The 24,048-nt window shown below is 71.3% G+C and carries 21 protein-coding genes, 1 tRNA gene and 2 pseudogenes; 11 read left to right on the plus strand and 13 right to left on the minus strand.

The annotated features are described in order from the left end of the window. Positions 1-20: 20 nt before the first annotated feature. Together ACIPXC_RS13845 and ACIPXC_RS13850 are read right to left on the minus strand one after the other, a co-directional pair. Positions 21-2,612: a bifunctional FO biosynthesis protein CofGH gene (locus ACIPXC_RS13845; RefSeq protein ID WP_401616645.1), complete on the minus strand. Its 2,592-nt coding sequence runs from the start codon at positions 2,610-2,612 to the stop codon at positions 21-23. Between the two features lie 40 nt (positions 2,613-2,652). Further along, positions 2,653-3,435, minus strand: coding sequence for an SDR family oxidoreductase (locus tag ACIPXC_RS13850; RefSeq protein ID WP_401616788.1), 783 nt, complete (start codon positions 3,433-3,435; stop codon positions 2,653-2,655). A gap of 104 nt (positions 3,436-3,539) precedes the next feature. On the opposite strand from ACIPXC_RS13850, the gene ACIPXC_RS13855 reads away from it, so the two are divergent. The 5 genes from ACIPXC_RS13855 to ACIPXC_RS13875 all read left to right on the plus strand — a co-directional run bounded on the left by ACIPXC_RS13855 (position 3,540) and on the right by ACIPXC_RS13875 (position 7,426). Then, positions 3,540-3,776 (plus strand): hypothetical protein, encoded by a 237-nt coding sequence (locus tag ACIPXC_RS13855; protein WP_401616648.1) that lies wholly within the window; start codon positions 3,540-3,542, stop codon positions 3,774-3,776. Positions 3,777-3,928: 152 nt separating this feature from the next. Continuing rightward, on the plus strand, positions 3,929-5,260 hold the full coding sequence (locus ACIPXC_RS13860; protein ID WP_401616651.1) for a diacylglycerol/lipid kinase family protein: 1,332 nt from the start codon (positions 3,929-3,931) through the stop codon (positions 5,258-5,260). A gap of 146 nt (positions 5,261-5,406) precedes the next feature. Continuing rightward, on the plus strand, positions 5,407-5,664 hold the full coding sequence (locus ACIPXC_RS13865) for an amphi-Trp domain-containing protein (protein WP_401616654.1): 258 nt from the start codon (positions 5,407-5,409) through the stop codon (positions 5,662-5,664). 179 nt (positions 5,665-5,843) lie between these two features. Further along, positions 5,844-6,353, plus strand: a complete 510-nt coding sequence (locus ACIPXC_RS13870) for a hypothetical protein (protein WP_401616791.1) — start codon at positions 5,844-5,846, stop codon at positions 6,351-6,353. 209 nt (positions 6,354-6,562) lie between these two features. After that, the gene (locus ACIPXC_RS13875) at positions 6,563-7,426 is read left to right on the plus strand and encodes a hypothetical protein (RefSeq protein ID WP_401616657.1); all 864 of its coding nucleotides are present in this window, start codon (positions 6,563-6,565) and stop codon (positions 7,424-7,426) included. A gap of 133 nt (positions 7,427-7,559) precedes the next feature. Here the strand turns inward: ACIPXC_RS13875 and ACIPXC_RS13880 are convergent, their stop codons facing one another. From ACIPXC_RS13880 to ACIPXC_RS13890, 3 genes are all read right to left on the minus strand, one after another. After that, positions 7,560-7,769, minus strand: coding sequence for a DUF397 domain-containing protein (locus ACIPXC_RS13880; RefSeq protein WP_401616660.1), 210 nt, complete (start codon positions 7,767-7,769; stop codon positions 7,560-7,562). Positions 7,770-7,968: 199 nt separating this feature from the next. Beyond that, entirely contained in the window at positions 7,969-8,853 is an 885-nt protein-coding gene (locus tag ACIPXC_RS13885; RefSeq protein ID WP_401616662.1) for a helix-turn-helix domain-containing protein, read from the minus strand. 315 nt (positions 8,854-9,168) lie between these two features. After that, on the minus strand, positions 9,169-9,903 hold the full coding sequence (locus ACIPXC_RS13890; RefSeq protein ID WP_046778813.1) for a GPP34 family phosphoprotein: 735 nt from the start codon (positions 9,901-9,903) through the stop codon (positions 9,169-9,171). A 185-nt stretch (positions 9,904-10,088) separates the two neighbouring features. On the opposite strand from ACIPXC_RS13890, the gene ACIPXC_RS13895 reads away from it, so the two are divergent. The 4 genes from ACIPXC_RS13895 to ACIPXC_RS13910 all read left to right on the plus strand — a co-directional run bounded on the left by ACIPXC_RS13895 (position 10,089) and on the right by ACIPXC_RS13910 (position 16,520). Further along, the gene (locus ACIPXC_RS13895) at positions 10,089-12,437 is read left to right on the plus strand and encodes a D-alanyl-D-alanine carboxypeptidase (protein ID WP_401616665.1); all 2,349 of its coding nucleotides are present in this window, start codon (positions 10,089-10,091) and stop codon (positions 12,435-12,437) included. A gap of 237 nt (positions 12,438-12,674) precedes the next feature. Continuing rightward, the gene (locus ACIPXC_RS13900) at positions 12,675-14,564 is read left to right on the plus strand and encodes an MFS transporter (RefSeq protein ID WP_401616668.1); all 1,890 of its coding nucleotides are present in this window, start codon (positions 12,675-12,677) and stop codon (positions 14,562-14,564) included. A 101-nt stretch (positions 14,565-14,665) separates the two neighbouring features. Beyond that, positions 14,666-14,872 carry a hypothetical protein gene (locus tag ACIPXC_RS13905; protein ID WP_401616671.1) on the plus strand — a complete coding sequence of 69 codons (207 nt, stop codon included), beginning with the start codon at positions 14,666-14,668 and terminating at the stop codon, positions 14,870-14,872. Positions 14,873-15,182: 310 nt separating this feature from the next. Beyond that, on the plus strand, positions 15,183-16,520 hold the full coding sequence (locus ACIPXC_RS13910) for an ATP-binding protein (RefSeq protein ID WP_401616674.1): 1,338 nt from the start codon (positions 15,183-15,185) through the stop codon (positions 16,518-16,520). Here ACIPXC_RS13910 and ACIPXC_RS13915 read toward each other — a convergent pair. From ACIPXC_RS13915 to ACIPXC_RS13945, 7 genes are all read right to left on the minus strand, one after another. After that, positions 16,423-17,286, minus strand: a complete 864-nt coding sequence (locus ACIPXC_RS13915; protein WP_401616677.1) for a nitroreductase/quinone reductase family protein — start codon at positions 17,284-17,286, stop codon at positions 16,423-16,425. The genes ACIPXC_RS13910 and ACIPXC_RS13915 overlap by 98 nt on opposite strands. A gap of 232 nt (positions 17,287-17,518) precedes the next feature. Then, positions 17,519-17,591 (minus strand) — tRNA-Arg (locus ACIPXC_RS13920). Positions 17,592-17,978: 387 nt separating this feature from the next. Beyond that, the gene (locus ACIPXC_RS13925) at positions 17,979-18,317 is read right to left on the minus strand and encodes a hypothetical protein (RefSeq protein WP_401616680.1); all 339 of its coding nucleotides are present in this window, start codon (positions 18,315-18,317) and stop codon (positions 17,979-17,981) included. Between the two features lie 19 nt (positions 18,318-18,336). After that, entirely contained in the window at positions 18,337-18,792 is a 456-nt protein-coding gene (locus tag ACIPXC_RS13930; protein WP_401616683.1) for a hypothetical protein, read from the minus strand. 53 nt (positions 18,793-18,845) lie between these two features. Continuing rightward, a complete protein-coding gene (locus ACIPXC_RS13935; protein WP_401616686.1) occupies positions 18,846-19,433 on the minus strand; it encodes a hypothetical protein in 588 nt (195 codons plus the stop codon). Between the two features lie 2 nt (positions 19,434-19,435). Continuing rightward, complete coding sequence (locus tag ACIPXC_RS13940; protein WP_401616689.1) at positions 19,436-21,676, minus strand: DUF6571 family protein; 2,241 nt, start codon at positions 21,674-21,676, stop codon at positions 19,436-19,438. 12 nt (positions 21,677-21,688) lie between these two features. Beyond that, positions 21,689-22,141 carry a hypothetical protein gene (locus ACIPXC_RS13945; RefSeq protein WP_401616691.1) on the minus strand — a complete coding sequence of 151 codons (453 nt, stop codon included), beginning with the start codon at positions 22,139-22,141 and terminating at the stop codon, positions 21,689-21,691. 296 nt (positions 22,142-22,437) lie between these two features. Between ACIPXC_RS13945 and ACIPXC_RS13950 the strand changes: the two are divergent. Both ACIPXC_RS13950 and ACIPXC_RS13955 read left to right on the plus strand, forming a co-directional pair. Next, a pseudogene (locus ACIPXC_RS13950) lies at positions 22,438-22,584 on the plus strand (transposase); the annotation flags it as partial. Positions 22,585-22,885: 301 nt separating this feature from the next. Further along, positions 22,886-23,167, plus strand: a complete 282-nt coding sequence (locus ACIPXC_RS13955; protein WP_401616794.1) for a hypothetical protein — start codon at positions 22,886-22,888, stop codon at positions 23,165-23,167. Positions 23,168-23,189: 22 nt separating this feature from the next. On the opposite strand, the pseudogene ACIPXC_RS13960 reads toward ACIPXC_RS13955, so the two are convergent. Further along, positions 23,190-23,789 (minus strand): annotated as a pseudogene (locus ACIPXC_RS13960) (serine/threonine protein kinase); the annotation flags it as partial. Positions 23,790-24,048 lie beyond the last annotated feature (259 nt).

Raw genomic sequence — 24,048 nt, forward strand, 5'->3', positions numbered from 1 at the left:
ACGGGCCCCCTCCGCCCCGTTCAGTCCAGAACGGGCAGCAGCTCCGGCAGGTGGCCGTCCGAGGTGCGGGCCGCCTGCTGCCGCTCCTGCGGCACCTCCCCGTACAGCGTCGTACGGGGCTTCGCGGGACGGCCCGCCGCATCGGCGACCGCCACCAGGTCCCGGACCGACTTGTACGAGCCGTAACTCGACCCCGCCATGCGGGAGATGGTCTCCTCCATCAGCGTGCCGCCGAGGTCGTTCGCACCCGAGCGCAGCATCTCGGCCGCGCCCTCCGCGCCCAGCTTCACCCAGCTCGTCTGGATGTTGGGGATGTGCGGGTGCAGCAGGATCCGCGCCATCGCCGTCACCGCGCGGTTGTCGCGGACCGTCGGGCCAGGCCGGGAGATGCCCGCCAGGTACACGGGCGCGTTGGTGTGGATGAAGGGCAGCGTGACGAACTCCGTGAAGCCGCCCGTCCGCTGCTGGATGCGGGCCAGCGTGCGGAAGTGGCCGAGCCAGTGCCGCGGCTGGTCCACATGCCCGTACATCATCGTGGACGAGGAGCGGATCCCGAGCTCGTGCGCGGTCGTGACGACCTCGATCCAGTCCGCCGTCGGCAGCTTGCCCTTGGTCAGGACCCAGCGCACCTCGTCGTCCAGGATCTCGGCCGCCGTCCCCGGGATCGAGTCCAGGCCGGCCTCCTTGGCCGCCGTCAGCCAGTCCCGTACGGACATGCCCGTGCGCGTCGCGCCGTTGACCACCTCCATCGGCGAGAAGGCGTGCACGTGCATGCCCGGCACCCGCTGCTTCACGGCCCGCGCGATGTCGAAGTACGCCGTCCCGGGCAGGTCGGGGTGGATGCCGCCCTGCATGCACACCTCGACCGCTCCCACGTCCCAGGCCTGCGCGGCCCGGTCGGCGACCTGGTCGAGGGAGAGGGTGTAGGCGTCCGCGTCCGTGCGGCGCTGCGCGAAGGCACAGAAACGGCAGCCGGTGTAACAGACGTTGGTGAAGTTGATGTTCCGGGTGACGATGTAGGTGACGTCGTCGCCGACGACGGACCGGCGCAGGTCGTCGGCGATCCGGCACAGGGCGTCGAGGGCCGGCCCGTCCGCGTGCAGCAGGGCCAGGGCCTGGGCGTCGGTCAGCCTCTCGGGGTCGTCGGCGGCCTGCGCGAGCGCGGCCCGTACGTCCGTGTCGATGCGCTCGGGGACCATGCCGGGGGCCGCGGCCTCGCGCAGGGCCTCCCAGTCGCCGTAGACGTGGTCGAAGTCCTCGCGCCGGTCGGCGGTGCGGCCCTCGGTGTCGATGGTGGCGTGCAGGTCCGTGCGGCCGGTGCCGCTGCCGCCGTACGCGGCGAAGCCCTCGTCGGGCTCCTGCCAGGGCCGGCCCTCGACGGTCGCGGACTCGTCCGCCAGGCCCGTGTCCGCGTCGGCCAGAGCCCGTACGTGCGGCAGCAGCCGCGGGTCCAGCCAGGGCTCGCCGCGCCGGAGGAACTCCGGGTAGACGGTGAGGCGTTCGCGCAGTTCGAAGCCGGCGGCGGCGGTCCGCGCGGCCAGCTCCTCGATGTGCGGCCAGGGGCGTTCGGGGTTGACGTGGTCGGGGGTCAGCGGGGAGACGCCGCCCCAGTCGTCGATGCCCGCGCCGATGAGCAGGGCGTACTCGGCGTCCACCAGGTTCGGCGGGGCCTGGATGCGGGCACTCGGGCCCAGGATGTGGCGGGCGACGGCGATCGCGGCGGCCAGCTCCTCCAGCTCCGCGTCCGGCATACCGCGCATGGCGGTGTCCGGCTTGGCGCGGAAGTTCTGGACGATGACCTCCTGGATGCCGTGGTAGCTGCGCTGGATGCGGCGCAGCTCGAAGAAGGCCTCGGCCCGCTCCTCGTACGTCTCCCCGATGCCGATCAGGACGCCGGTGGTGAAGGGGACGTTGGAGCGGCCCGCGTCCTCCAGGACGCGCAGTCGTACGGCCGGTTCCTTGTCGGGGGAGCCGTGGTGGGGGCCGCCGGGCTCGGACCACAGGCGGGTGGCGGTGGTCTCCAGCATCATGCCCATGGACGGGGCGACGGGCTTGAGGCGCTGCAGCTCGGACCACGACAGGACGCCGGGGTTGAGGTGCGGCAGGAGCCCCGTCTCCTCCAGGACCCGGATGGCCATGGCGCGGACGTAGGCGAGGGTGTCGTCGTAGCCGTGCGCGTCGAGCCACTCGCGGGCCTCGGGCCAGCGGTCCTCGGGGCGGTCGCCGAGGGTGAAGAGGGCCTCCTTGCAGCCCATCGCCGCACCCTTGCGGGCGATGTCGAGGACCTCGTCGGGGGAGAGGTACATCCCGTGCCCGTCCCGGCGGAGTCTGCCGGGGACGGTGACGAAGGTGCAGTAGTGGCACTTGTCGCGGCACAGGCGGGTGAGGGGGATGAAGACCTTGCGCGAGTACGTGATGACGCCGGGCCTCCCGGCCGCGGCGAGCCCGGCGTCACGGACGCGGGCGGCGGAGGCGGCGAGGTCCCGCAGGTCCGCGCCGCGCGCCCGGAGGAGCACGGCCGCCTCGGCCGCGTCGAGCGCGACGCCGTCTCGGGCCCGTCGCAGCGCCCGGCGCATCGCGTTTTCGGTCGGAGCCTCACTCGGAGTGGTCATGGGGCGAGCATACGATCCGACGCCCCGGCGCAGGAGAGGGTCATCTCATCAGCTCACCGGCGTTGACCAGCAGCGATTGGCCGGTAATCGCCCGGGCGCGGTCGGAGGCGAGGAAGACGGCGGCGTCGGCGACATCCCCGTCGGTGGCGAGATCGGGCAGCGCCATGCGCCGGGTGAGGCGGGCGTGCACCTCGGCCTCGGGGACGCCCTCGGTGTGCGCGGTGAAGGTGACGAAGGCCTGTACGGGCGGCCCCCACATCCAGCCGGGCAGCACGGTGTTGACGCGGATCCGGTGCGGGCCGAGCTCGCGGGCCATGGAGTACATGGCGGAGGTCAGCGCCCCCTTGGAGGCGGCGTACGCGGCCTGCTGCACCTCGTTGGGCGCGGCGACGGCGGACTGCGTCCCGATGATGACCACGGACCCGCCGCGTTCCTTGAGGGCGGGCAGACAGGCCCGGGTCATGCGCAGGGTGCCCAGCAGGTTGACGTCGATGATCTGCTGCCAGGTCCCGAAGTCGGCGTCCTGCAGCCCGCCGAAGTACGAGTCCCACGCGGCGACGTGCACGACGGCGTCGACGCCCCCGAACCGCTCCACGGCCAGGGCCGCGAGGGCCTCGCACTGCGCCTCGTCGCCGATGTCGGTCGGCCGGTGGGCGGTGTGGGCGCCGGCGGGGTCGATCTCGGCGGCGGACTTGGCGAGGTTCGCCTCGGTCCGGGCCCCGAGCACCGCGTTCCCGCCGTCCCGCACGACGGCGGCGGCGACCTGATGCCCGAGCCCGGCCCCGACGCCGGAGACGATGACGGTCTTGTCTCGCAACAGCACGACGTACCTCCAGACGCGCAGCCATATCTGACGCACCGTCAGGCTAGGGTCGCTTCCCGCGCAGGGGAAGGGGTGTGCACCACCGGCAGGAGCGGATGACAGGCGTGGCGTCCAGCCACCGTCTGGTGCCGGCGCCCTGCCTGGTGCACCCGGAGCGGGTGACGGACTACCCGGCCCGGGATCTGCCGGAGGAGCTCGCCGAGGCCTGGCAGGACGACTTCCGCCGACTGGCCGAGGCGTATCCGCTCGTGTCCTTCTCCGACGCGGCCGAGGCGCCGGGCATCACACTGGGCGGGTACCCGTCCTGGTTCACCCGGGAGGGGCCGGTGGAGGTGGACTGACAGCCCCGGGGCCCTGCGGTCCGCGTCGACGGTGGGGGGTGTTCGGGGGATGATCGGATGGAACGCGTGATCGGATGGAACGCGTCCCGGACGGGCCGGCAGGCCGCGCCGGGGCCCCGGTCGGAGGACGTGAGTCGGAGGACGTGAGGACCATGTCGCTCTCGCACCCCGTCGGCGCGCCGTGGCGCGCCCGGCTGTTCGCCCTGCTGGCGCTGGTCTGTGCGCTGGGCGCGTTGGTGGTGCTGGTGGTGGCCGGGGCGGGCGGCGGGCTGACCGTCGTCGTGGTCGGGGCGGCCGGTACGGTCCTCGCCGCCATGGGCGCCTGGTGGCTGGTGGCCCACCGCGGGCCGGTCCGTGCCGTCGGGGCCGTGCTGGTCGTGGCCGCCCCGGTGGCCGTCCTCGTCATCTACGCCCGGGCCGACCTGTGGCCCACCGCGCTGGCCGCCCTCGCGCTCTGGGCGGCCGCCGGGGCGTGCGCGCGGACGGCACTGCGCGCGGCGCGGCCACCCGCCGGCATGCGGGCGGTCGCCGCCGACCGGCCCCGCCATCCGGTGCTGATCATGAACCCGAAGTCCGGCGGCGGGAAGGTCGGCCGCTTCGGCCTCGTCGAGAAGGCCGAGGCGCTCGGAGCCCGGGTGGTGCTGCTGGACCCGGAGGTCGTCACGGACGTCGCCGCCCTCGCCCGCCGGGCGGTGGCCGAGGGGGCGGACCTGCTCGGGGTGGCGGGCGGCGACGGCACCCAGGCCCGGGTGGCCGAGGTGGCGGCCGAGCACGGACTGCCGTTCCTGGTGATCTCCGCGGGGACCCGCAACCACTTCGCCATGGACCTCGGGCTGGACCGCGAGGATCCGGCCCGGTGCCTGGACGCCCTGGCGGACGGTGAGGAGATCAGGATCGACCTGGGCTTCGTGGGCGGTCGCGCCTTCGTGAACACCGCGTCCTTCGGCGTCTACGCGGAGGTCGTGCAGCGCCCCGAGTACCGGGACGCCAAAGCGGACTCGGCGCTGAGCGCCCTGCCCGACCTGCTGCTCGGGTACGCGGGCCGCGCCCTCGAAGCGACCACCGACGACACGCGCCTGGAAGCCCAGCAGGCGCTGCTGATCAGCAACAACCCCTACTCCTCACCCGATCCCCTGGCCGTCGGCGCGCGTCGGGCACGCCTCGACCTGGGGGTGCTGGGCGTCGTCGGGATCCGGGTGAACAACGCCGCCCAGGCGGCCGACGTCGCGCTGCGGGGCGCGCGGGCGACGGGCCTGCACGTACTGACCTCCCGGCGGGTCGTTGTCGGATCGGACGCGGAGAGCCTCCCCGTCGCCGTGGACGGGGAGGCCCTGACCCTGCCCGCACCGGTCACCTGCTCCATCCGCCCGGGCGCCCTGCGCGTACGGGTGCCGCGGGGGCGTCCGGGCGCTCCGGCGGGCAGGCCACCCCTGCAGTGGCGCGAGGTCCTCGCCCTGCTCCTCGACCGGCCGTCGCCGCGCTGAAGGCGTGCTGACGGCGCGTGCTCCGGTGCGCCACCGTCCCGGGATGCCCGACCCACCGGGCGGCGTCACAATGAGCCGTACCCGGTGTCGCCGTTGCGGTGCTCCCGCAGTTCACGCTGGTCGTGGCGTGGCGGAGAGGAGACAGCATGAAGGACCTCAAGTTCGAGCAGAAGAGTTCCCTTTCTCGCCTGGAGGCCGCCGATCAGCTGTCCGCGCTCGCGGAGGCGCTGCGGCACGGGGGCAACGCCGAACTGCAACTCGGCCCCGGCACGATGACCCTGCGGGTCCCCGACGAACTCCGTACCGAGATCGAGGTCGAGGTCGGCGACGGGGAGATCGAGATGGAGATCGAGCTGAAGTGGCCCACCACGCGGTCCGGAGCCGGAGCCGGAGCCGCGTCGTAGTGGCCTCGGATGCCTCGGATGCCTCGGACCGCGGTTCGGAGCCCGGCCCGCAGCCCGGTTCGGAGCAGGGCCCGCCGCCCGGTGCGGAGCCCCGCTCGGAGCCCGGTTCGGAGCCCGGCTCGGAGCCCGGCCCTCGGCCCGGTGCGGAGCCCGGCCCGGAGCCCCCTCCGGGGCGCGCCCTGGAGGAGGCCTCGTACGAGACCCCCTACGAGGCCGTGGACAAGGTCCGCGGCGACTACACGGGTGCCGTCTACGGCTCGCTGCTCGCCGCCTCCGTCGTCGTCGGCGCCGGGACGCTCGGCTCGTACCCCCGGCTGCAGCTCATCGCGCTGCTGCTGGGCACCGGCGTCGTCTTCTGGGCCGCGCACGTCTTCGCCCACCTCTTCGGCGCCCGCATGGCGGGCCGGCTGAGCTGGCGCGCCATCCGCCGCACGGCCCGGGAGGAGCGCCCGATCATCGAGGCGGCCGTCCCGCCGGCGCTCGCCGCGGCCATCAGCCCGCTGTTCGGCCTGGGGCCGCACGGCGTCGCATGGACGGCGCTCCTCGTCGCCCTCGCCGGGCAGGTCGGCTGGGCGACCGTGGCCGCCAAGCGGGCCGGGGCCTCCCGCCGCCTGATGGTGGTCGCCGGTGCGATCAACCTCTTCCTCGGGCTGCTCATCGTGCTGCTCAAGGTCGGGATCCAGCACTGAGGTCCCACGGCTCGGCGTGGTCGCCGCCCAGCGTGGCGGCGTACTCCGCCAGGGCTGCTCCGAGGCGGCACACCCCCTCGGAGATCTCCTGAGGGGGGTGGTGCGCGCAGCGTAGCGAGAGAAACATGTAGGCGGCATGGATGTGTCGGGGGTGGACGCGACGCCACCCGCCCCTCCCGATCTGACGCCACATCAGCTAGACCGTTCCCATGACGACAGGAGAGCAGGACGCGCAACAGGACGCCGGCACCCGCGTCGACGACTACGCCGCGCTGGCGGCCGTCGGCCCCTACGGAGTCCGCCCCGGCCATGCGCTGATCACCATGGTGGAGCCGCACCCGGGCCACGAGTACGCCTACAACCGCTGGTACGAGGACGACCACTACTACGCGGGCGCCATGGCCATGCCCTGGATGTATGCCGGTCGCCGCTGGGTGGCCACCCGCGAACTCCAGGAACTGCGCTACCCCGAGAAGTCGGCCGTCGCCCAGCCCGTCACCGCCGGCTGCTACATATCGACCTACTGGGTCACCGAGGGCCGCTACGACGAGCACATGAAGTGGACCGTCGGCATCAACAAGCGGCTGAATCGCGACGGCCGCGTCCACCAGGACCGGACCCACGTCTTCACGGCCTTCCAGGACCACGCGGCGACCGTCTACCGCGACGGCGCCGCCGGTCCGCGGGACTACCACGCGCTCGACCATCCGTACGCCGGGCTGGTGGTGCAGGTGGTCGACGCCGACGGCTCCGAGCAGCGGGCCGAGTTGCTGGAGTGGCTGCGCTCACGCGCCCTGCCGAAGCGGCTGCACGGCTCCCCGGCGGCGATGGTGACCGTCTTCCGGCCGACACCGCTGCCCGGTGACCGGATGACGTATGTCAAGCAGGTGGAGGGGGTCGACACGCGGCTCACGCTGCTGTGGTTCCTGGAGGAGGACCCCCGGACCTGCTGGGACCGCTTCCGGGGGCTGGACGCGGAGGTCGCGGAGGCGGGACTGGGGCGGGTGGAGCTCGTGGCTCCGTTCATCCCGACGGTGCCGGGGACCGACCGGTACGTCGATCAGCTGCGCTGACGCGGGCATGGCCGAGCCCCCTCGGCCAGGACGGCGGACCGGTCGAGAGGGCTCCAGTCAGTGGTGCGGGTGGTGCGGGTGATGCAGGTGGTGCAGGTGGTGCCTGTGGTGCGGTCGGGACGTCTCGTGGTCTTCAGACGATGCGTCCCAGTCGGCCTTCGGTCACATCGGCGACGAACGAGGTCCACGAGCCGGGCGCGAAGGTGAGGGACGGGCCGTCCTGCGCCTTCGAGTCACGTACGGCGATCGACTCCATGGCGGGGGACTTGACCTCGACGCAGGCGCCGTTGGCGGAGTAGGAGGACTTGACCCAGTGGTCGGTGGCACCCTGGCGAATAGCCATGTTTCTCTCCGGTGAGCGAGTAGTTCCGGTGTCTTGTCGGCCATTTCCGGCTGACCTGATCGACGCTACCCGCAGCTCCTGACGGGTGAAGGAAGCATTCACCCGACCGAGTGGCATATTCCATTCAAGCCTTCTGTGGCTGGGGATCGACGGTGTACGGTGCCGCCCCTTCGGCCGTCCAGCCCCACGCGTCACAGGACTATTCACCCTTGTCGGCATATTGGTCGATGATCCGCAGGATGAACTCGCGTGTCTGGTCCACCCCCAGGGCCTGGGCGCGCAGGTGCTCGTACATCACGCTGTACTTCTGGACGTCGTTGGCCTTCTCCAGGTACAGGTCGCTCGTCACGCCCTCGATGTAGACGACCGTCGAGTCGGACGCGTCCGGGAACTCCAGGATCGCGTACTGGCCGTTCACGCCGGGGTGCGCGCCCAGCTCGAACGGCATCACCTGCACCGTGACGTGCGGCTGCTCCGACTGCTCTATCAAGTACTCCAGCTGCCGGATCATCAGCCGGGCGTCACCCACGTGCCGGCGCAGCGCGGCCTCGTCGATGACCGCCCACAGGCGCAGCGGGCCGAGGTCGGGGTTGTTGTTCTCCGTCTCGGAGAGCCGCTTCTGGCGGTGCATCCTGACCTGGACGCGCTTGTCCACGTCGGCCGGGGCGGTCTCCGGCCACGCGCCGCGGACGAGGGCCTGGGCGTACTCCGTGGTCTGGAGCAGACCCGGGATCACCAGGGGTTCGTACGTGCGCAGGCTGGCTGCGTCGGTCTCCAGCCCGATGTAGACGCTGTACGGGATGTCGCCGAAGGCGTGCCACCAGCCCTGCTGGCGGGAGTCCTTCGCCATCTGCATCAGGGAGTCGATGAGCCGGCGGTCCTCGACCTCGTACACGTCGCACAGGTCGCGGACGTCGCGCTGGCTGATCGAACGGCGGCCGTTCTCAAGTCGGCTGATCTTCGACTGGGAGACGAGGAGGCGCTCGGCGACCTGTTCGGCCGTCATGCCCTTGTCCTCGCGGAGCTTGCGCAGCTCCATTCCGAGTCGGCGGCGTCGGACGGTGGGATTGACATTGGACGCCACGTGAACGGCACCTCCGCCTTCTTCTGTCGTGCAGCTGTCTCTCTGCGTGTCTGATGTTCAGCAGACTGCCACCGAATCGGGCGGCGCCGCTGGGGAACGGCAGGGAAAACACAGACGCGCGGGGTGACGGGGCCGGCTGACCGGCCCCGTCACCCCGCGCGCTGGCGGCTCCCGGACCGGATCCTTGACAAGGCCGGTCACGGCGGTGGCGGTTCTGTGCGGTGGCGCTGCTGTGCGGTGGTGGAGCTGTGCGGTGGCGCTGCTGTGGGACCGGGGTGGGGACCCCGGACGCGTCCGGGCCCCACCGGGGGTGGATCAGTGCGCGGCCACGCGTGCCATCGCGCCCGTGCGGCGCGGCTGCAGCGGGACGCCGCCCGCCGCGGGCCGGGCCGGCGGTGCCGGTGCGCGGTCCCGGCGTGGCTGAGCGGCCACACCGTTCTGGACGTCCATCACGGCGTGCGCCACGAGTCCGCCCATCGGGTCGTGCCTGATCAGGTCCCGCAGGCGGGACCTGGACGAGCGTCCCTCGTTGCCGGGGTACAGGTGCTTGCCGAGTCCGACCGCGTGGGCCAGAGCGGCGAGCGCCGCGGTCCGCGGGTCCGGCGGTACGCCGGTGCGGATCGCACTGTCGAGCCGGGCTCGGATCTCCCGGCTGATGTCCGTGTCCGTCGCCTGGTAGCGAGTCGTCGGCAACACTCCGCACATCTGTCCCGCGACGGCGTGGACCATGCCGCAGCGCTCCAGGTGCGCGAGGTAAATCTGACGAAGCCCCAGCCGGGGTCCGCCGATCCAGTGGACGGCCCGTACCGGGCTGCCGCGCCTGCGCAGCAGTTCCAGTGCGGAGTCCAGAGTCGGATCTCCTGTCGGCCGTGGCATCACCACGGCGATACGATCCCCATCAGGGGCTATCCGTCCTGCCAGAGCCAGCTCCACTAGCTGTGCCCCGGCCAGGCCGAGGTCGAGCGACTGCGGCTGCGCCGTGGTACCCGTGGCCGGGTCCAAGGCGAGCAGCAGAAGCTCCTCCGGAATTGTTCTGCGGCTCCTGCCCATCCATGCCTCCCCGCGTGGATGAGTGACAGGGTGACGCCTCTCACATTCATCTGTCGAGAGCGCGTGGCCGCTTTGTGGGGGAACCCGCAGCTATGTCGTTCTCGTCTGGCACGGGGGCGATGCTCTCTAGACGGGACACTGTTAGACATTCGGACAGCCGAACATGGCGGCGATGAGGAGGAGCGGTGGCGGGCGAGTCCCCCGACAAGTCGGTAGATGAAGGAACGCCGGGGGCGGCGGGGTCGTCCGCGCAGCGCGACCCGAGGGTGTCGGTGTTCCGGCCGAGGGAATCCGAGGACGGTGCCGTGGTCGCCCGTGAGGGCGAAAGCGGTGCGGAGTCCGAGCGCGCGGCCGAGGCCGGTGCGGACGTCGATGCCGAGCGCGCGGCCGAGGCCGAGGCTGATGCCGAGGTTAGTGCCGGTGCCGGTGCCGGTGCCGGTGCCGAGGTCGGTGCCCGTGTCGGTGCCCGTGCCGGTGTCGGTGTCGGCGGGCGGGATCCGTTGCGTGAGGCGGTGGCGGCCTGGGTCGCCACGGCGGAGGCCCCGGAGCCGGATGCTGCCGGGCCTTCCGCTTCCGGCTCCGATTCGGCCCCCTCGGACGAGGACGGGCCGGGCTCCGCCGCTGCCGAGCCGAAGCCTGAGCCCGAGCCGACGGCGAAGCCCGAGGCGGCGGCGAAGCCGTCGGCCGAAGCGGGCGGGGCCGGCTCCGCGTCGGCCGGGCCGAAGGCGGCTCCGGCTGCGGACAGTGAGCACACGGCTGTTCTCCGTGCGGTGAAGCCCGGCTCCGGCGGGGCGGCCAAGCCGTCGGCAGGGCCGAAGGCTGAGCCCCCGGTGGCGGACAGCGAGCGCACCGCGGTGTTCCGGGTGCCGAAGGTGGACACGGTGAAGCCCGAGGGCGGGCAGAAGTCGAAGCCCACCCCCGCGAAGCCGGCCTCCGCCTCCGTATCGGCCTCCGCTTCCGCTTCCGCATCGGCACCGGCACCGGCACCGGCACCGGCACCGGCACCGGCACCGGCACCGGCTCCCGCCGACGAGGACGCGGACAGCGAGCGCACCGCCGTCTTCCGCGCCCCGAAGCCCAGCACCTTCGTGCCGCTGCGCACCGACGTCGGCGGCACGACGGACGCGAAGCCGAAGCCGAAGACCCCGGTTCCGCCGACCCCGTCGGCCCCGGCTTCCGCGTCGAGCACCACCGAGCTGCTCGACCGGAGCGACCGCAGCGAGCGGACCACGCAGCAGCCGCTGCCGCCCAAGCCGCCGCTCGACATGCTGGCGGACCTCACGAACAACCCGCCCCCGCCGCCGAGCCCGCTGCGCACCGCCATCCGCCGGTTCAAGATCTACGCGCCGCTCGTCGTGATCCTGGCGGTCATCCTGGCCGTCGTGCAGCTCGTACGCCCGCTGCCCGAGCCAAAGCTCGTGATGACCGCGAAGTCCTCGTACACCTTCGAGGGCGCCGCGCCGCAGCTGCCCTGGCCCACCGAGGGACAGGCGTACATGGCGGCCGCCGGCCTCGGCACGATCGGACAGTCCGGCGAGCAGAAGCCGGTGCCGATCGCGAGCGTCACCAAGTCGATGACGGCCTACATCATCCTGCGCGACCACCCGATAAAGAAGGGCGAGCAGGGCGCGATGATCGACGTCGACAAGACGGCCGAGACCGAGGGCAAGAAGAACGACTCCGTCAACAACGAGTCCACCCTCGACACGGTCAAGGAGGGCGACAAGATCTCCGAGTACGACGCGATCGCCGCCCTCATGATCCCGTCGGCCAACAACATCGCGCGGCTCCTCGCGCGCTGGGACGCCGGTTCCCAGGAAGCGTTCGTCAAGAAGATGAACGACACCGCCAAGGAACTCGGCATGACCAACACCACGTACACGGACCCCTCGGGGCTGGACGCGACCACGGTCAGCACCGCCGAGGACCAGGTGAAGCTGGGCCTGAAGCTGGTCGAGATCGAGACGCTGCTCGACATCACCAAGAAGCCGAACTGGGTCGACCCGTCCGGCAAGAGCTGGCGCAACTGGAACGGTCTGACCGGGCCCAGCGGTGCGCTCGGCATCAAGACCGGTACGACGACGAAGGCGGGCGGAAACCTGCTCTTCGCCGCGCAGAAGAAGATCGGCGACACCAACCAGCTGATCGTCGGAGCGGTCCTCGGCCAGCACAAGCCGTCGATCATCGACACCGTGCTCGCCGCGAGCAAGCAGCTGATGACCGGTACGCAGAAGGCTCTCGAAGGCGCGACCGTCGTCAGGAAGGGCGATGTCGTCGGCTACGTCGACGACGGACTCGGCGGCCGGACGCCGGTCGTCGCCACGGCCGACGTGGAGGCGATCGGATGGGCGTCGCTGAACGTGACCGTGAAGCTGGCGGACGGCGGCGGAACGATGCCCCAGACGGCCAGGGCCGGCACCGAGGTCGGCATGCTGACCGTCGGCGAGGGCGCAAGCCAGGTCAAGGTGCCGGTGGCGCTCAAGAGCGACCTGGCCTCGCCGGGCATCGGCAGCAAGCTGACGCGCATCGGCTGATCGACTGGTCGGCTGATCGGCCGACCAGTGGGCAGTGGGCAGTGGTCCGTGGGCGTCCTCGGGCGGCCACGGCCGCCGCAGGTGAGAGCGCTGATCCGGCGCCCCGGGCAACCCCGGGGCGCCGGTGCGCGTCTAGCGAGTGTCCGCCCGGTCCCGTCGGCCGGACGCGACAGGGCCTAGGGACCCGGGACGCGCGGACGCGTTCCGGTGGGGATCCATGTGTTGGGGAGTGCGGCAGTGACCACCGCTGAGCAGCAGGGCCGGCGCCGGGCAGCCATCCCGTCGGCAGACGGTGGCGGCCCGGGCCGCGGCGTCCTGCCGTCGCAGCAGGGGCCCCACGAACGGCCCCGGCGGCGCACCCGTACCCGCGTCCTCGATCCGTTCCGCCGCCACCCGGTGGCCGTCGCCACCGTGCTCGCGGCCGTGCTGCACGTCGTCTGGTTCTTCGCCTTCGCCAACAGCGGCGGTGACCTCGCCGCGCAGGACGCCTGGTCGGAGTTCGTCGGCCGGCATCCCGACTCCGCCTACAACCTCGCCTGGTACGGCGGCATGCACCCCGTCTCGTACAGCGTGGTCTCGCCGTACCTCATGCACATGCTCGGCGTGCGGACCACGATGATGATCGCGGGCACCGTCTCGGCCGGGCTCCTCGCCCTGATCCTGACCCGCTGCCGCGGGGCCGTACGGGAGCCGCTGTGGCCCGCCCTGGCGGGGACGTACGGGCTGTTCTGCAACGCGCTCTCGGGCCGGGTCACCTTCGGGCTCGGTGCGATGTTCGCCCTCGGCGCGGTCGCGGCGGTCTTCTGCTGGCCCCGCAAGTGGGCGCGGCGGCGCTGGGCGAAGGCCGCGGTCGCGGCCCCGCTGGCCGGGATCGCGACCGCCGCCAGTCCCGTCGCCGGCCTCTTCCTCGGGGTGGTCGCGGCCGCGCTGTTCCTGAGCCGGCGGCGCCCCGGTGCGTACGCGCTCGGGCTGGCGCCGGTGGCCGTGGTCGGGCTGTCGGCCTGGCTCTTCCCGTTCTCCGGGACCCAGCCGATGAAGATCGGTTCGGCCGGGCTGCCGTTCCTGTTCGGGCTGCTGATCTTCTTCCTCGTGCCCCGGCGCTGGCGGACCGTCCGGATCGCCGCCGCGGTCTACGCCCTCGGGGTATTCCTGACCTGGGCGATCGACTCCCAGGTCGGTTCGAACGTCACCAGGATGGTGATGCTGTTCGGCGGCGCCGTGCTGCTCGCGGCCCTCCCGTACGAGGTTCCGCGCTCGCGGCGGTGGTACGGGGTGCTGCTCGCGTTCGTCGGGCTGAACGCCTGGATCACCGCCAACAGCATCACGGACATCGTCCGCACCACCCCGGTGGCCGCCTGGAACCGGGAGCTGGCCCCGCTCGTGGACCAGCTCCAGAAGGCGGGCGCGGACCGCGGCCGGGTCGAGGTGGTGCCCGTCAGCAGCCACCGGGAGTCCTCCGCCTTCCCCTCGTACGTGAACCTCGCGCGCGGCTGGAACCGGCAGGCCGACCTGGAGCGCAACCCGCTCTTCTACGACGACACCCTCACCGCCGACAGCTACCGGGCCTGGCTGGAGCGCTGGGCCGTGCACTACGTGGTGCTGCCGGCCGACAAACCCGATTCGGGCGGCGTGGACGAGGCGAAGCTGGTGCGTGCAGGGCTCCCGTACCTCCAGCAGGTGTGGGGCGACGCGAACTGGCGGCTCTTCAAGGTCGACGCGCCGACGAACCTGGTGACGGGGCCGGCGAGCGTGGTGCGCGCGGGCGCCGACCAGTTGGTGCTCGATGTGAAGCAGGCCGGGCGGGTGCTGGTGAGGATTCCGCACTCCCCGTGGCTGGGGCTGGTGGACGAGGCGGGCAAGCCGGTGCCGCCGCCGCAGGAGACCGCGGACTCCAAGGCGCGGGGTGCCGTGCCGAAGGAGTTCGCGAACACGGCCGGATGCCTGTTCAAGGCGCTTCCGGACGACGAGGGCGACGTGTGGACCGAACTGCTGGTCCCGGTGCCGGGGGAGTACCGGGTGGCGGCGAAGTACCAGCTGCCGCGGGGCACGCCCTGTCCGGAGGAGGTCGTCCGGACGGCGCCGGGAGGGCCGGAGCGTCCGGCTCCGGTGACCGGCTCGACTCCTTGACTCCTGACTTCTTTGCATGCCGGTCCGGGTGCATTGCTCCGTATATATGCATACGATCCCAGTAGTCCGATTGGGTGCTTCCTGAGGGAGTTGACGACGGGATGAACAAAGAGCAGAAGCGGGACGTCCGGGCGGCCATCGCGAAGGCGCAGGAGACCTCCTCCGCGCCGCCCCGCCCCCCGGGCCACGGCTTCGACGGTCCTGTACGGAGCAAGGTCAAGGGCGGACTGCACACGAAGGCCGCGCTCAAGCGGGCCGGCACTCCGCAGGGTGACCGCATCGGCGAACGCACCAGCGGCCTGAGCTGATCCCAGGGCCCGGGACACCAAGGCCCGGCCCCGGATCCCAGGGCCCGGATGCCAGGGCCCGTATTCCCGGCCCCGGGTCCCCAGGGCCCGGCCCTGGATCCCAGGCCCCGGACCCCAGGGCCCGGATTCCCGGCCCCGGGTCCCCGGCCCCGGATCCCAGGGGGTCGCATCCGCGATGGCGCAGCCCTTCCGGCCCCGGCCGGGAGGGCTTCGAGCGTCCCGGTCCGGCTCGATCGAGGCCGGATCTCGTGGGACCGGGCCGGATCCCGCCGCCCGCCCGCGTGGGCGGGCGCATTACCGTGACCTGACCATGAACGAGATGCAGCGCGGAGCGCGGCTGCGGCCCCGCCTGCGGCTGCCGGCCTGGACCTCGACCCTGACCTGGAAGGCCGCGGTCTTCATCACCCTGATGTGCTGCGGGCTCGCCGCGCTGCTCGGATGCCTCGTGCACGGTGCCATGACCCGCCAGACCGTCGGTACGGTGCGCGAGAAGGCGCTCGTCAAGCTGGAGCGGAGCATCCACGGGTACGAGACCGGCGCGCGCCTGCCCCGGGGCGAGGGCATCGACCCCGCGGGCCTGCCCCCGGGGCTGCGCGCCCTGGCACGCGGCGGGAAGCGCGGCACGGAGGTCGGCACGCACCGCGGGCGCCCCGTGATGTGGGCGGCCGCGCCCGCCGAGGACGGCACCGCGATCGCGGTGTTCGTGGACTTCCGCGGAGCCGAGCGGACCATCCTCGACCTCGACCGGGCCATCCTCGGCTCCTCGGGCCTCGCCATCGGCGTCACCCTCCTTATCGGCGCGGTCGGCGTCACCCGGATCACCCGGCGGCTGCACGTGACCGCTCAGGTGGCCCGCCGGATCAGCGCCGGCGACCTGGACGCCCGGGTCGGCGACGCACCCCGCAACAAGGACGAGGTCGCCGCGGTCTCCCGGGCCCTGGACACCATGGCCTCCTCGCTCCAGCGCAAGCTGGAGGCGGAGCAGCGGTTCACGGCCGACGTCGCCCACGAGCTCCGCACCCCGCTGACCGGCCTGAACGCAGCCGCCGAACTCCTGCCGCCGGGGCGCCCGGCCGAACTCGTACGCGACCGGGTGCGGGCGATGCGCTCGCTGACCGAGGACCTGCTGGAGATCTCCCGCCTGGACACGCGCAGCGAACGCGTGGAGCTGGACTCGTACGACCTGGCAGACCTGGCGGCCCGCACCATCCGTGCGTCCGGCACGGACACGGCCCTGACGGTGCTGGCCTCCCCGCGGGTGGAGACGGACCGGCGCCGCCTGGAGCGGATCCTGGGCAACCTCGTGACCAACGCGCACAGCCACGGTGCCGCCCCCGTCACGGTCACCGTGGACGGCCCGACCCTGACGGTGACCGACGCGGGGCCGGGCTATCCGGAGTACCTGATCGCGACCGGCCCGCAGCGGTTCCGCACCGAGGGCACGAGCAAGGGCCACGGGCTGGGCCTGACCATCGCGGTCGGCCAGGCACGGGTCCTCGGCGCCACCCTCGCCTTCCGCAACCGGGCGGAGGGCGGCGCCGAGGCCCGCGTCACGCTCCCAGGGCCCGCAGCACCGGCAGCAGCTGAGCCTCCTCCCGGTCGAGATGGCCTTCCAGCTCCCGGCTCAGGCGCTCGACGCGCTCGCTGAACCCCTCGCGAGCGCCCAGGGCCCGTACCAGCTCCTCCTGAAGCCGTGCGATGACGCGGTGCTCGGCGTCGAGACGGCGGAAGAACTCCCGCATGTGCGGATGCTGTTGCTCCAGATACGGGAAGAGCCCCGCGTCCTCGCTGCGGTGGTGGAACTCCAGGGCGTGGCAGAACGCCAGGCAGTGCTGGCGCAGTTGGAGTCCGATCGAGGCCACCCCGTCCCCCCGGGCGCCCGCCTCCCGGGCGCCGTCCGCCGCGAGCTCCCGTACGTGGGCCAGCTGCACCCGCAGCCAGCCGTGCACGCTCAGCAGCTTCCCGGCGATCCCGCCCTCCTCCTCGGGGGCGGGGGCCTCGTGCGTGCGCTGCAGTGCCACGACGGGGATCACCCGCGCGGTGCGTTCCTGGTACTCCCCGTACCCGGGCTCGGCGCGGACGACCTGTGCGAACAACTCGTCGCGCCGCGCCCCGGCGGCGGGCAGGGCGACCGCCTCGTACTCCTCGGTCCCGGTCTCGACCCGGACGAGGGGGCGGGCGAGGAGGTTGTGGTACCAGGCGGGATGCCGGTCCGCCCCCGCGGCGGACGCGACGACGAGCGGCGTGCCGCCGTCGCGCAGGTAGCCGAGGGGAACGGTGTGCGGCGTCCCCGACCGGGCGCCGGTGGTGGTGAGAAGGAGCAGCTCGGCCCCTTCGAAGGGTCCGCCGACCTTGCCGGCATTGGCCCTGAACTCTGCGATGACGTTCTCGTTGAACCCGTTGAAAGATGACACGGAGTGTGGGTTTCCTCACGGTGTGCGTGCGTGCGACGGCAGCGTTACAACCGAGGGAGATCACCCGTAGCCGGTGGCGTATGCGCCCATGGGCCCGGTCCTTCACAAGCAGGTGCCTGCCCAACCACCGCCCGGCCCACATCTCAGTAGGCGGCGTCACGCGACACGTGCGCCATCCAACCACAACGCGAAGAGGACCCCCAGCCGCTTCGCGGCTGGGGGTCCTCGACTGTGCCCTCGGCAGGATTCGAACCTGCGACACCGGCTTTAGGAGAGCCGTGCTCTATCCCCTGAGCTACGAAGGCGGGGGCTTGTCGGAAACGTTGCCGGAAACCCCAGAGGGATCGCCCGGCCCGCCTCGACAAACATGCTGGTCAGATGACGTGCACACACCCGGGTCGAGATGCCCTCGCGGACACTTTCCCGGGCACACGCCTGGTAGCCGTCTGACCGCTGACAGCCTAGCGGATCAGGCCGGGAGTGGTCGCATGGATTGCAGCAGGCACGGGTCCGGGGCGAGGGCATGGTCGTGACCTGGGGGTTCTGAAGACCGGAGGGCCTGGGCGCGGAGGTCGGGTGCGGGGGGACGGCTGCGGCGTCCGTTCTGTCTGCTTGCCCCCCTGTGGGGGCGTAAATGGGGCGACGGCAGCCCCCTGGAGTGGGTGCGGCCCCTCGTCGGGTCGGGGTGTGCGTCAGGAGGCGAGGAGCTCCTGTTGGGCCTTGCTGCGGGCCCCGAGGCGGATCCGGTGGCTGGTGGCGTTCTGCGAGAGGGCGAAGCCGAGGACGAAGATCTTCTGCCGCTCGGTGCCGTAGGCGATCAGGCGACGGTTCCAGAGGCTGAGGTCGAACTGGCTGTGTACGGACTCGGAGTCGGCGCGGTAGGGGTAGAGGAGTTGGTGGGTGAGGCTGGCCTGAGGGATCTGCTGGAGGTATTCGGCCCGGTGGGAGCCGCGCTCGGTGTCGCTCTTGAGGCGCTGACCGGTGTCGGTGGAGCGCAGTGACCCGTCGGCGGGGGTGGTGGTGATGCCCACGGAGACGCGGTAGTCGTGATCACCGTGCCGACAGGGGACGCCTGGTCATCTGCGGCTGCGCACCCTCGCCCCCACGATCAAGGGCGCCGGAACTGACGACGTCACCGCCCGCGCCCAGAGCCTGCGGCCCGACACCGGGGCCGCCGGCCTCCCCCTCCTCCTCCGGTTCGTGGAGCTCGCCCTCGCCTTCCGCCACGCCGTCCGCGGTGAGGACCAGGACCAAGCCGCCGCCATCGGCCGGCTCCGGGCGCTCACCGCCAACGGCGACCTCGCCTACTTCACCGACATCGCGCACCTCATGGCCGGCTTTCCCCTGTCCGCCTTCTGCACCGAGCGGCGCGTCACGAAACAGGGCGAACGGTGCCTGATGCGGCACGAGTTCGCCACGGCGTGCGACCCGCTCGGCTGGCCCGTGGCCCGTGGCCCTCGGGCACCGCCACCGCACGGGCTCGCACTCTTCCGTCAGGCCGGTCATGGTGCAGGCGTCAGCGGGCGCTCGTGGACGCCGGCAGCCCCGCTGAGCCGGTCCTACGCCTCGCAGCCGTGTTTCTCGGCGAGCTTGGTGGCGGCTTCCCGCACCACGGCCGCATTGTTGCGGATCTCGGGGGCGTCCGGGTCGACGAGGTCCTTCTCCTCCTCTTCCCCCTTCTTCGAGGGCGCCATGAGCGTCACAGTGATGTTCGGCGCCGTCGAGCCCATGCGGGCGGCACAGCCGGCGGGCAGGTTGGCCTCGGCCTTGTCGAAAAGCGCCCAGCCGGTGAAGCCGGGGCCGAGGGGGACGGAGTTCCTGGGCTGGTAGTGGGGGTCGTTCCGGTTGTCTTCGATGATCAGGGTGTAGACCCCTCGGGGGTAGTCGCTGTCCGCGTTGGCGCGCAGCACCTGGCACCCCTTGAACACCGCGTGATCGGTGCTCTTGCCCTTGCTTTCCCACTCCTCCGCGCTGACCTCGCCACCTTTCCCGTCGTCGATCAGTTCCGCCGTCTGCCGGCTGAGCGCCCCATGACACAGTGTCTGCGGCAGCGGTGGGTTCTCGTCTTCAGGCCAGAAGCTCGCCGTCACGACGGCCACCCCGGCGGCGCCGAGCACGACGGTCAGCGGCAGCCACTTCCTCTCCATGTCTACGGCTGTCCCATCTTCTTCTGGGCGTCCTCGATGCCTTGCTGGTACCAGTTCTCGGCAGTCGTCTGGAGACCGTCCTCGTACTCGCCCGGGCTCGCGTCCAGCTCCTCCCTCGTGAGGCCCTTCTCGGTCGCCATCTTCCGCATCATGGCGTTCATCTGGTTCTCGCCATTCTCGAAGTGGTTGACCATGTTCTTACGCGTTTCCTCGTCGACCTTGGCGTTGAGCTCGTTCATGTACCCGGCCGTGCCGGCGTCGACCGTGCGCTGGAGCGCGTCGCCGACGACGGGGATGGCCGTCAGGGGTGCGCCGATGGCGTGGTAGTTCATCCTCTGGTTCCAGGCGTTGGTGTCCTTCTCCGCCTGGCCGAGGTCGTAGATGACATCGCCGCGCACGCCGTCGAGGTGGCCGAGAACCGACGCCGACTGCTTGACCCAGGCGCGCATCTCGGGATCCTCCTTGCGGTACGAGTCCGGCGGGAAGCCGTTCAGTCCCTCGGCGATCACCACGCTCTGCGAGTGGTGCATGACACCGAACGCCTTGGGGTCCTCGGCGACGCCGCGCATGAGACGGGTGAGGTCGCCCCGCTCGATCGTGAGGTTGTTGAAGCCGGTCGGCCCGTCCATGTTCTTGCCAAGGATCTGGTGCACGTCAGAGGCGTAGTCGCCAATCATGTTGCCCATGCTCGTGCGCATGGCCAGGGGCACGGAGCTCTGGGTCCCGTAGGTCTGCTCGCCGGTGTACTCCTTGGCGATCCGCTCGAAGATCGCGGCCTGCACGCCGTCGTGGTGGGCGGGGACGCCGTGCAGCGGACTGCCCGGCTCACGGCCGGTGGCCGCGGCCTCCAGGGCGGCCCCGAACTCGGCGCGGGCCGATGTGCGCTGCGTCTCCTCGGGCATCTTGAACTCGACGTCGCCGCCCGGCCACTTTCGGTCGTCCAGGAAGTACTTGAGGTTGTCCGTGGTGTTCGGGTCGAAGTAGTGGGTTGCGGCGGACGGGTTGCGGCTCATGGCGTTCATCAGACCCTTCATCGGGTCCTCCTGCGTGCCCTGCCAGTTCTTCATGACGCCGTCGTAGGCGTCGTCGTTGTCCGTCTCCCACTCGCGGATGGTGTCGCCGACCTCGTGCAGGAACGCCTCGCTGAAGACCGGGTCGCCCTTGTCCTTGTCGTACGGGGACGCCTTCTTGTCGTCCGGGTCGTACGCCTTGTCGCCGGCGTCGGCGGCCATCAGGTCCGTAAGGTCCTTGAGGCCGGCCGCGCCGCCCCCGAGTTGCCCCGGGTGCTGGCGGGGCAGGCCGTTGCCGTCGCGGGCCGTGGTGATGAGCTTGTCGGTCCAGGCCGAGGTGACGCCGCCGGGTGAGCCGATCGAGGAGTCGGGTCCGGTGGCGGTGGCGAGGGAGCCGGAGAGGGCCTTGTAGAGGCGGGCGTCGGTGCTGGACAGCTGGCCGTCGCGGCCGCCCGACTCCAGGCTGCCGGCGAGCAGCAACACGGCTTCCTGCTGGTCGCGGCCGCGGTAGCTGAGGTTGGTCATCAGCTGCTCGGCGAAGGCGGGCGAGTTCTTGCCGCCCTCGGCGAGCTGGAGCAGCCGGTCGCGCTCCTTGTCGTCGAGGTGCTCCCAGCGGGCGTAGAGCCCCGCGGCCTCGCGGCCGTTCTCGGCCTGCTGCTTCTCATCGGCGCGCATCTTCTTGGCGTCGGCGACGCCGCCCAGGTCGGTGGAGCCGAAGTCGTTGGGGTGGTTCTTGATCAGCGCGCGCAGGCCCCAGGCACACAGCTCGTCGGCCTCGTTGGCCCGCTTCAGGATGCCTTCGAGCTTGCCGCGCAACGCCTCGAACTGCGCCTCGGTGGCTATCGGTTCGGTGCTGTCCTTCGACCGGCGGTCGGGATGGACACGGTGGCTGAGCACGCCGTTCGGGTAGATGGTGATCCCCGGCGGAGGGTTTTCGTACGCAGCCTTGAGATCCTGGTGGGCGGTCTTGAACAGAGTGCGGGCGTCCTGGAGAAGGTCCCGCACTGATTCCGCCTCGGTGACGGCATCACCGAACTCCTTGGCCGTCTTCGTGACGAACTCCTTCGTCACAGAGGCGTTCTCGCCCTTCCAGGTGGACTTGTCCGCCTTGGTCTTCATGGCCGACGCATCGGTCTTGAGCTGCGTCAGTTTGGCGATCATCTCGGTCCACTGAGTGACCACCGTGTCCATCGGACCGAGGTTGGCATTCAGGAGCTGCTCGAACGTGGGCATGACTGCGGCTCCTTACCGGAAGAACTTGTCGATCTGGGAAGCGGACACGGCACCCTCGCGGCCAGGAGCGACGGGACCGATAATGCGCAGCTGCGCTCCGATCCACTCGTCATTGGCCTTGCTGGACTTCTTCGTATAGTCGAGGTGGTTCGAGATATGCGCGCATGCCTGGAGAAGGGTCTTCACCTGCGTCTCCCAAGTCTTGTGCACCTCCGAAAGCGCGGCACCCGTATCGAAGCCGTCACCCTTCAGGCTGCTCCCGGCACTCTCGCTCGCCGCGCTCGCGTGCTTCCCCGCAGGCTCCAGACCATTGAAGAGCCCATTGGCGGCATGGCCGATCTCGCCCAGGTCGTCGTCTTCGACCACGTAGTCGGCCGAGCCCGGCGTCGGCGCCGCACTGCCGGCTTGGTTCAATCTCATGATCACGGCTGCCTTGTCCGCAGCCCACTCTTCTTCGAACGACATCGTCAGCACCCCCGTATTGCTGGTCGTGAACTGCCCCGTCGGCCGCGCTCCCCACCGTAGTAGCGAACGGCTGACGGCTACAGATAATCGATCATACGAACAGGTTCCGTGCGATGGAGCGCCGCCGGGGCTGACCAGGCCGCAAGGCCGCCGACGTCCCAGTCACCGTTCATGCCGGCGCTCGCGACGCTCATGACACTCCGGCCGTTCAACCCGCCGCCGGGCATCACCATCAGCCCGGGCACCGTGTTGCCGCCGACAGCTGCGGCAAGCGCTATCGCCAAACCCGTGGCAGCCCGCCGCGGGCGATCTTCCATGTGGTGCGGACCGGCTGTGCCTGGCGGCGGTTGCCGATGGGCTTCGCGCCCTGGCCGACGGTGTACTGGTACTTCGCACGGTGGCACCATGAACGCCCCGTGGAGCGCATCCATGAGGTCCAGTAGCCGGTGTCACGTCCGGAGGAGTCGTACGGAGCGGCTGCTTGCCGGCTCGCTGTCGGTCTGGCTCTCCGCTTCGGCGGAACGGTCGCCCGGCTGGACCTTCCGTCGTGCGGGGACGGCGTGCGCCGCAACGCGCGTTTGTACACGGTGCCCGTCGGAGGTGACTCCCAGCTGCCGATGCTGTGGGTTCCCTGGCGGCAGGCCGTCGGTGAAGTGGCGTACCTCGGTATCCCGGAATTCGAGCTGTTCGTGGAGGGCTACCTCGAAGGCTGGATCCCGGACGGCTGGGTCACGCTCACCCCGGGTGGGCGGTTCGAAGGCGGTCGTCGCGGAGCTGGACCTGGCGACCGGCACAGAGGAGCCGAAGGGCCTCGATGCAGGTGTGCGCGTTCTGTACCTCACCGGCGTTAAAGCGATACCGGAGGGCTGTTCGATCACCCAGACGATGACCTCGTCGTGCGGCATCACGCGTAGCAGTACGAAGATGTCGCCACTATCCGGAGCCCGGGTGACGCCGCGGATCCCCTGGGCGATGCGGATCGTGCGGATGTGCGGGACCTTGGCCTGCTTCAGTGACTTCGGCTGAGCCCGCGAGGGGTACGAGCGCGTTACCCGACAGCGTCGCCGTCGAGGTCCAGGTGGATCAGGGCCAGCGCCGAGGCGATCTCGACGGTCATCTCGTCGTCGGAGCCGAACACCATGCACATGTCCTGATGGAGCGGTTCGAGGACCTGCCGGGCTTCGGCGGCTCGGCCCTGGGCGAGCAGCAGCATTCCGATGTTGTGCCGCAGCTCCACCGCTTCCTCGCTCACGTCACTGTCGACGGCCCGCACCACGTGCAGCACGCCCTGGAGCGCGGCGAGCGCGTCGGTGACCTGGCCCAGTTCGGCGCGGCACCGGGCCGCCTGGGCGCGGCAGGCGCGGGACTGCTCGCCCGTGGGTCCGGCGATGCGGGCGTAGGCGTCGGAGAGGGCCTCGAACTCGGGCAGCGCGGCCCGGTAGTCGCCGCCGAGGAGGCGGATGGCCGCTCGCCGGCGGCGCAGCGCCAGAACGGCCTTGCTCTCGGAGCCGAGGGCGAGGGCCGCGGGTTCGATGATCTCGCCGAGCACCTCGGCGGCCTGAGTGAACCGCTCTTCTTCCAGCAGGGCTTCGGAATGGGCGTACGCCGCCTTGATGTCCTCACGCAGTTGGGCGGGCACGGGGACCGGCCGGGACGGAGAAGACCGCGGGCGAGCTTCCGGCCCTGCGCCAGGTCCGCCACGTTTGAGACGAAGCCGTGCGGGTGAGTCTGGGGTGCCACTACCACCTGTACGAGCTCGGACCCACGTACGAACAGGTGCGGGTCTGGCGGGCCGAGGTCGGCGGTCTCGTCCGGGAACTCGGTAACTGACCGTTCGGCACCGTGCGGTTTCTGATAGTTGTTTCACGGGGTACGGGCACATGCCCGCGGCGGTGTCCCCCGGCACC

The sequence above is a fragment of the Streptomyces sp. NPDC090021 genome (assembly GCF_044748225.1).
Lineage (GTDB): Bacteria > Actinomycetota > Actinomycetes > Streptomycetales > Streptomycetaceae > Streptomyces.

Bases quoted from the DNA above. Each gene is read 5' to 3' on its own strand.
- ACIPXC_RS13845 (WP_401616645.1), bottom strand. From the start codon at position 2,612: ATGACCACTCCGAGTGAGGCTCCGACCGAAAACGCGATGCGCCGGGCG.
- ACIPXC_RS13860 (WP_401616651.1), top strand. From the start codon at position 3,929: ATGTCGCTCTCGCACCCCGTCGGCGCGCCGTGGCGCGCCCGGCTGTTC.
- ACIPXC_RS13865 (WP_401616654.1), top strand. From the start codon at position 5,407: ATGAAGGACCTCAAGTTCGAGCAGAAGAGTTCCCTTTCTCGCCTGGAG.
- ACIPXC_RS13875 (WP_401616657.1), top strand. From the start codon at position 6,563: ATGACGACAGGAGAGCAGGACGCGCAACAGGACGCCGGCACCCGCGTC.
- ACIPXC_RS13880 (WP_401616660.1), bottom strand. From the start codon at position 7,769: ATGGCTATTCGCCAGGGTGCCACCGACCACTGGGTCAAGTCCTCCTAC.
- ACIPXC_RS13890 (WP_046778813.1), bottom strand. From the start codon at position 9,903: ATGGGCAGGAGCCGCAGAACAATTCCGGAGGAGCTTCTGCTGCTCGCC.
- ACIPXC_RS13905 (WP_401616671.1), top strand. From the start codon at position 14,666: ATGAACAAAGAGCAGAAGCGGGACGTCCGGGCGGCCATCGCGAAGGCG.
- ACIPXC_RS13910 (WP_401616674.1), top strand. From the start codon at position 15,183: ATGAACGAGATGCAGCGCGGAGCGCGGCTGCGGCCCCGCCTGCGGCTG.
- ACIPXC_RS13930 (WP_401616683.1), bottom strand. From the start codon at position 18,792: ATGACCGGCCTGACGGAAGAGTGCGAGCCCGTGCGGTGGCGGTGCCCG.
- ACIPXC_RS13935 (WP_401616686.1), bottom strand. From the start codon at position 19,433: ATGGAGAGGAAGTGGCTGCCGCTGACCGTCGTGCTCGGCGCCGCCGGG.
- ACIPXC_RS13940 (WP_401616689.1), bottom strand. From the start codon at position 21,676: ATGCCCACGTTCGAGCAGCTCCTGAATGCCAACCTCGGTCCGATGGAC.
- ACIPXC_RS13945 (WP_401616691.1), bottom strand. From the start codon at position 22,141: ATGTCGTTCGAAGAAGAGTGGGCTGCGGACAAGGCAGCCGTGATCATG.